Origin of the sequence: Streptomyces alkaliphilus (assembly GCF_014141535.1) — a bacterium.
Lineage (GTDB): Bacteria > Actinomycetota > Actinomycetes > Streptomycetales > Streptomycetaceae > Streptomyces > Streptomyces alkaliphilus.
Map to the genome: position 1 here is coordinate 1 of NZ_VKHT01000212.1, position 6,283 is coordinate 6,283.

Annotated in this window: 6 protein-coding genes and 1 pseudogene; 6 read left to right on the forward strand and 1 reads right to left on the reverse strand. The window is 74.2% G+C overall.

Translation table 11 applies throughout. The features are described from left to right. The coding region (locus tag FNQ90_RS09405) for a hypothetical protein (protein ID WP_182605946.1) at window positions 1-1,055 on the reverse strand (1,055 nt) is incomplete at its 3' end. Window positions 1,056-1,339: 284 nt separating this feature from the next. Between FNQ90_RS09405 and FNQ90_RS09410 the strand changes: the two genes are divergently transcribed. From FNQ90_RS09410 to FNQ90_RS09430, 6 genes and pseudogenes are all read left to right on the forward strand, one after another. Next, window positions 1,340-2,386 (forward strand): ABC transporter substrate-binding protein, encoded by a 1,047-nt coding sequence (locus tag FNQ90_RS09410; RefSeq protein ID WP_182605947.1) that lies wholly within the window; start codon window positions 1,340-1,342, stop codon window positions 2,384-2,386. 71 nt (window positions 2,387-2,457) lie between these two features. Then, the gene (locus tag FNQ90_RS09415; protein ID WP_407699331.1) at window positions 2,458-3,513 is read left to right on the forward strand and encodes a FecCD family ABC transporter permease; all 1,056 of its coding nucleotides are present in this window, start codon (window positions 2,458-2,460) and stop codon (window positions 3,511-3,513) included. Beyond that, window positions 3,510-4,595 carry a FecCD family ABC transporter permease gene (locus FNQ90_RS09420; protein ID WP_182605948.1) on the forward strand — a complete coding sequence of 362 codons (1,086 nt, stop codon included), beginning with the start codon at window positions 3,510-3,512 and terminating at the stop codon, window positions 4,593-4,595. Before FNQ90_RS09415 ends, FNQ90_RS09420 begins: the two co-directional genes overlap by 4 nt. A gap of 172 nt (window positions 4,596-4,767) precedes the next feature. Then, on the forward strand, window positions 4,768-5,664 hold the full coding sequence (locus tag FNQ90_RS09425; RefSeq protein WP_182605949.1) for an ABC transporter ATP-binding protein: 897 nt from the start codon (window positions 4,768-4,770) through the stop codon (window positions 5,662-5,664). A 77-nt stretch (window positions 5,665-5,741) separates the two neighbouring features. Continuing rightward, on the forward strand, window positions 5,742-5,867 hold the full coding sequence (gene amiA / locus FNQ90_RS28110) for a streptamidine family RiPP (RefSeq protein ID WP_267130969.1): 126 nt from the start codon (window positions 5,742-5,744) through the stop codon (window positions 5,865-5,867). 143 nt (window positions 5,868-6,010) lie between these two features. Beyond that, window positions 6,011-6,283, forward strand: a pseudogene (locus tag FNQ90_RS09430) (hypothetical protein); the annotation flags it as partial.

Here is a 6,283-nt window from a genome sequence, read left to right on the forward strand (position 1 = left end):
GAGGGACGGGTGGGCAACAGCAACAACTCGTCCCCGTCGGGGTGGACCCGGCTGAAGGCGGCGACACCGGGTGCGGCGAAGGCGATGCGGAAGACCAGGCCGGGGCCGAGGTCGAACAGGTCGGTGCGCTCCGCCGAGGTGTGGCGGCACCAGGCGGTGTTGGTCCACTCCGGCCACCCCGTCGGTTCCGCCGGGCCCCCGCGCACCACCGACCAGACGCGGTCGGTGCCCGGTTCGGGGCGCAGGTAGTGGCCCCGTCCCGTGGTGCCCCACGCCAGCGGTGGTTCCGCGACCAGTCGGTCGCCGAGCACGCGGGCGCGGTGCACCCCGTCCCCACAGGCGGTCAGCACCCTTGCGACCGTGGGGTCCGACGGGTCGTCGGCGTCTCCCAACCCGTCGTCGGGCAGCGGGATCCGGTGGATCGGCTCCACCCGGGGAGAACCGGTGGGCGCCGTCCACAGATCGTCCAGACGGTGCAGGTCCAGTGAGCCCGGGGCGCGGCGTCGCAGTACCAGGCGGGGTGCCCCGTCGGGAAAGTGCCCCCCGCCGATCACCCCCACTCCCGGTTCATCGGGACGGGTGCGCACCCGCACACCGCGTCCCGAGGTGGTGTCCACCACCGTCACCAGATCGTTCCACGGCTCCTCGTTCAGGCCGAGCCCGGCGCCCACCACCAGATACCGCCCCTCCGGATCGGCGGCCACCTGCTCGGCGGGGACGGCCACCGACACCCGACTCACGGGCATCGGGCGGCCGGTGAGCGCGGCGAGCGGGTCCAGCAGCAGCACCTCACCGGCGCGTTCGTCCACGCAGGCGACCCGGCCGTCGGGGAGCACGAGGAATCCGGCGTGCTCGGAGACGTGACAGCCGGTCAGGCGGGCGACCTCCCGTGCTTCCACTCCTTTTCCCGGGCTTCCCGACCCCTCCGAGAGGGCCAGCACCAGCAGGGTTCCGGCCACATGGTCGGCGACCAACAGGGCGGCGTCCCCCGACGGCTTTCCCGGCGGGTTCGCGGTGGGCGCGGTGCTCGTGGACGCGGCGGGAGTGGTGGTCATCGCTGTCCCTGGGATCGCCGACATACGGAGTACTGCAAATGATAATCATGTATAGACTGTGCCGGGGGGCCGGGTGTCGACCCGGAGTCGTCGGACGGCATGTGCCCGTCCCCGTCCCGCTCGTGCCCGTCGGGCCGTGCCCGACGCCCGACGGGGGCGCCGCCGTTCCCGCGCGGCGTGACACCGCCGCGCCCCGACACCGCCGACACGAGACGAGCCGAGAGACGACCATGCCGTTCACGCCGTTCACGCCGTTCACCCCGCACCCCGGATCCCTCCTCCCGATGTCGTCCGAGACCCCGGGGGCCCCCGCTCCCACCGCTCGGCGGGTGACCCGGCGCGGGGTGCGGGCGCTCGCGGTCGCGGGTGCGGCCGCGCTCCTGCTCGGTGCCTGTGCGGGCGGGGACGCCACGGAGGCGGCATCCGACGCCGAGGGCACCCCGGCCGCGGACACCGGGACCACGGACGACGGTCGCTCCGCCGCCGACATCACCGTCGAACCGATCGAGCCCGCCCGGGAGATCACCGACGCGCACGGCACCACGGTCGCCACGGAGGCCGAACCCGAGCGGATCGTCTGCCTGGTGGCCCTGTGCGACGACATGCTGACCGAGTTGGGCATCGTTCCGGTGGCCACCAACAGCGAACTCCTGGCACACCCCGAATTCCTGGGGCCGGAGGCGGCTGCCGAGGTGCCGGTCGTCCCCGGCGGGTTCATCGCCCCCGAGCCCGAGGCGATCCTCTCCCACCGTCCCGACCTGGTGATCGGTCTGGAGGACACCCACGGCCGGCTCGCACCCGCGCTGGAGGACGCCACCGTCTTCTGGACCGTCCAGCCGGAGAACTGGCAGGACAGCATCGCCTACCTGCGCGACCTCGCCGCCCTGACCGGCCGCACCGACGAGGCCGAGGAGGCCGAACTGGCCTTCCGCACCCGCCTGGCCGAGGCCGAGGCCGAGCCGAGCGACCGCACGGCCCTGATCATCTACGGAAGTGACGAGAACTTCGGCGTCGCCGCTCCCGGCACGGACGTGGCCGCCGGCCTCTTCCCCGGTATCGCGCACTACCCGTGGGAGTCGCGCGGCATCGAGGGCACCTACAGCCTGGAGGAGATCCTGGCCGAGGACGTCGACGTGCTGTTCGTCGAGACCCTGTCCTTCGGCGGTGACGACGCCCCGCTCTCCGAGGTGTTCGCGGGTAATCCGCTGTGGGAGAGCCTGACCGCGGTCCGGGAGGGCGAGGTGCACGAGGTGGACCCGGAGGTCTGGGCCAAGGGACGCGGCACCCGCTCCCTGGGCATCGTCCTCGACGAGGCCACGGCACTTCTGTGAGCCCCAGCGTCCGCCCCGGGCGCCCGGGGCGGAACGCCCGGGGCGCCGCCGCGCTCGTCGTCACCGCGCTGATCCTCGGCGCGGGCCTCGCCGCCCTGTGTCTGGGCACCCCGGTGGTTTCGCCGACCGACCTGCCCGGTCTGCTCACCGGCGGCGGGGACGACCCGCGCGTCGCCGTGGTGGTCGGCCAACTCCGTCTTCCCCGGGTGGTGTTGGCCCTCCTGGCGGGGGCCTGCCTGGGAGCTGCCGGGCTGGTGCTCCAGGAGGCGCTGCGCAACCCGCTCGCGGTCCCCGAGATGCTCGGGGTCTCCGCGGGCGCCGCGCTCGGGGTGGCTGTTCCGCTGGTCCTCTCGCTCTCCCTGCCCGCCCTGCTGGTGCCCTCCCTCGCCCTCGTCGGGGCAGCGCTCGGTGGGGCACTGACCCTTGCCGCGGCGGGGTTCGGACGCAGCCCCTCGGCCGTGCTGCTCACCGGGGCCGCCGTCACCGCCGCGCTGCAGGCGGCCCTGCTGGTGGTGATGGTGATGGCCGATCAGCTCAGTCTGCAGATCATCTACCGCTACCTGCTCGGGTCGCTGTCCGCCCGGACCTGGGAGCACGTGGGCGGGGTGTGGCCGTGGCTGGTGCTCGCCGTACCGGCACTCGTGCTGTGCGCCCCCGTGCTGTCGGTGCTGAGGCTGGGCGACGACGACGCCTCCGCACTGGGGGTGCGGGTGCGCAGGGCCCGCCTGATGGCGCTCGGGGTGGTCGTCGTGCTCATCGCCCCGGTGGTGGCGGTCTGCGGACCGGTGGCCTGGGTCGGCTTCCTGGCCCCGCAGATCGCCCGTCGCCTCGATCCGACGGGGCACGCGGTGCGCTGGTTGCCCTGGTCGATCGCCTGGGGGGCCGCGATCGTCCTGGTCGCGGATCTGCCGGCACGACTGGCGCTGGCACCGGTGGAGACCCCCGTGGGGGCCTGGACGGCCCTGGTGGGCGTACCGGTGGGACTTCTGTTGCTGCGCTCCGGGCGGGGGTCCGAGCGGCGGCGCACCGGTCCGGTGTCGCGGAAGGACGGCCCTCCGGGGACCGTTCCGCTCCCGCGTGTCCCGGTCGAAGCGGTGCGGGACACCTCCCGGGAGGAGGCGCGATGAGTTCCGACACGGTCGTTCCGACCCCCGCCGGGCGTCGTGCGGGGAGGTCGCCCCGGCTCCCGGCTCCGCGTTCCCCGCTCCCGCGACTGGTGCTGCTGCTCCTGGTGGTGCTCGCGGTGGCGGTCGCCGATGTGCTGGCCGGTCGGGCGGTCACCCCCGCCGGGGTGTGGGAGGTGCTCCTCGGTGGGGGCGACGCGTTGGACCGCCATGTGGTGCTGAACCTCCGGGTACCCCGGATGCTCGTCGCCCTCGTGGCGGGGGCCTGCCTGGCGGTGGCCGGATTGCTGCTGCAGTCCGCCCTGCGCAATCCGTTGGCCGGGCCGGAGGTCACCGGGGTGACCCCCGGGGCGGTGCTGGGGGCGGTGGTGGCCACCGGCTTCGGCCTCGCCGATCGTCAGTCGCCGTTGGCGGTGGTGGTCGCCGCCTGTCTCGGTGGTCTGTTCGGCGCGGGTCTGCTGTGGGTGCTCACGGGGCGCCGGCGCGACGACCCCACCGAGACCGCCGTGCACGGGGTGCTGGTCTCCGCCGTGCTGGGCGGGCTGACCGCCATGGTGTTGTTGGTGGCGCCCGGCGAACTGGGTTCGGTGGTCCAGTGGTTGATCGGCACCACCGAGGGACGGGTGTGGCAGCACTGGAACCTTTTGTGGCCGTGGGCGTTGTGCTGGGGCGTCGCCGCCTGGCTGTTGGCCGGCCCGCTCACCCTGTTGCGCTGCGGCGAGGACCAGGCGGCCGAGGCCGGTCTGGACACCGCGAGGGCCCGGGGCGCGGCCCTGGTCTGTGCGGTGGCCCTGGCCGCCGGGGCGGTCTCGACCGTCGGGGCGCTGGGGTTCGTCGGACTCCTCGTGCCGCACCTGGCCCTGGCGCTGTTCGGCGCCGATCTGCGGATCACGGTGCCGGGTGCGGCGCTGGCCGGAGCGGCGGTCGTGGGTGGGGCGGACGCCCTGGCGCAGGTCGGCGGACGGGGCCTGGCGGTCCTCTGGGACGCCGATCGGTTGACCCTGCCGGTGGGGGCGCTGACCACGGCGCTGGGCGCGGTGCTGCTGCTGGTGGTGGTCCGACGGTCCCCCGCACGGGACTTCTGAGGTGGGGCCGAGGGCCGGGACGGAACCGGGGAGACCCGGAAATCCGGCGGAACGGGAAGAACGGGAAGAACGGGAAAAGGGGGTCCCGGCGCACCCCGGGGAACGGCCGGGGCGGGTGCCGCGAGGGCGGTGAGGGGACACGGCGATGAGGAACGCGAAAGGGGCGACCCCCATGGAGGAGACACGGGGTCCGGCCGGGGTGCCGGGACCGGTGGGAACGGCGCCGGTGAGGGGGGTGCCCCCGGCCCCGGAGGGAGGGTCGGCCGATCGGCCCGGGCGACCGCCCGGCATCACGGTCCGGGACGTGGTGTTCGGTTATCCGGACCGCCCGGTGCTGCGCGGGGTGGATCTGCGGGTGGCACCCGGCGAGCTGACCGCGCTGATCGGGATGAACGGTTGCGGCAAGTCAACCCTGTTGCGGGTGATCGCGGGCCTGCTCCGGCCGGAGCGGGGGAGCGTGTCGTTGGGCGATGACGACCTGATGGGGATGTCCCGTCGCGAGGCGGCCCGCCGGGTGGCGTTGCTGCACCAGTCGGCACCGCCGGTGCCGGGGATGACGGTGCGCCAGTTGGTGCGCCAGGGTCGTTACGCGGCGCGCGGCCCGCTGGGCATGTTGCGGGGCGGCGACGACGCGGCGGTGACCCGGGCCCTGGCGGACACGGGGGTGACCGAGTGGGCGGAGCGCCCGGTGGACTCCCTGTCGGGGGGTGAGCGACAGCGGGTGCGGTTGGCGCTCGCGCTCGCCCGGGACACCCGGATCCTGCTGTTGGACGAGCCCACCACCTACCTGGACCTGCACCACCAGTTGGAGGTGTTGGGCACGGTGGTCCGGCTGCGGCGGGAGCGGGACCTCACGGTGGTGATGGTGCTGCACGACCTGGGCCACGCGGCGCGGTTCGCCGAGCGGATCGTGGCGCTGCGGGACGGTCGGGTGGTCGCGGACGGACCGCCGGGCGAGGTGGTGACCCCCCGTCTGCTGGCCGAGGTGCTGGACGTGGTGGGGCGGGTGAGCGTCGATCCGGTGGGCGGTTGGCCCGTGTGTCACCCCGATCACCCTCTGAACCATTGATATTGAAAATCATTTTTATTACTCTTCTGCGTGGCATCCGACCGGGTGTCAACTCGCCCTCATTACGGAGGATTCCGATGGAGCACGAGTTCGAGCAGGACCAGGTCTTCGCCCCCGTCGCCGACCCGGGCCAGCTGGCCCACCTCTCGCCCAGCCACTCCAACGCCCTCGTCGAGAACCCCTTCGAGGACACCGAGGAGTGACCGGGGCCGGGTGAACCGGCCCCCGGGGCGGCCCACCGGCCGGGGGGCCGCCCCACTCCCCGGCGGGTGCCGGGGGTCTCCTCCGCGAAGGCCCCGGCGGCACCGCACCGTGTCCATCGACCACGCCCCTTCGGGAGGTCCGCGTGCCCCGTTCCCGACTCGCCCCCGGCGTCGCCCTGGTCCGGGTACCGGGGATCGGCCCCGCCGTCCGCACCGTCGACGGAACCTTTCTGCGGGTGAACCCCGGCGGGGTCGCCGAGGAGGACCTCGTCGCCGCGCTGCGGACCCCCGGGGATCCCACGGACCCCGCCGTCGCCCGACTGCTCCGCGCCTTCGAACGGGCCGGATACCTGGCACCCCGGAACCCCGGTGATCCCACCGACCCCGCGGTCCCGACGGAATCGGCACCCCCGGTT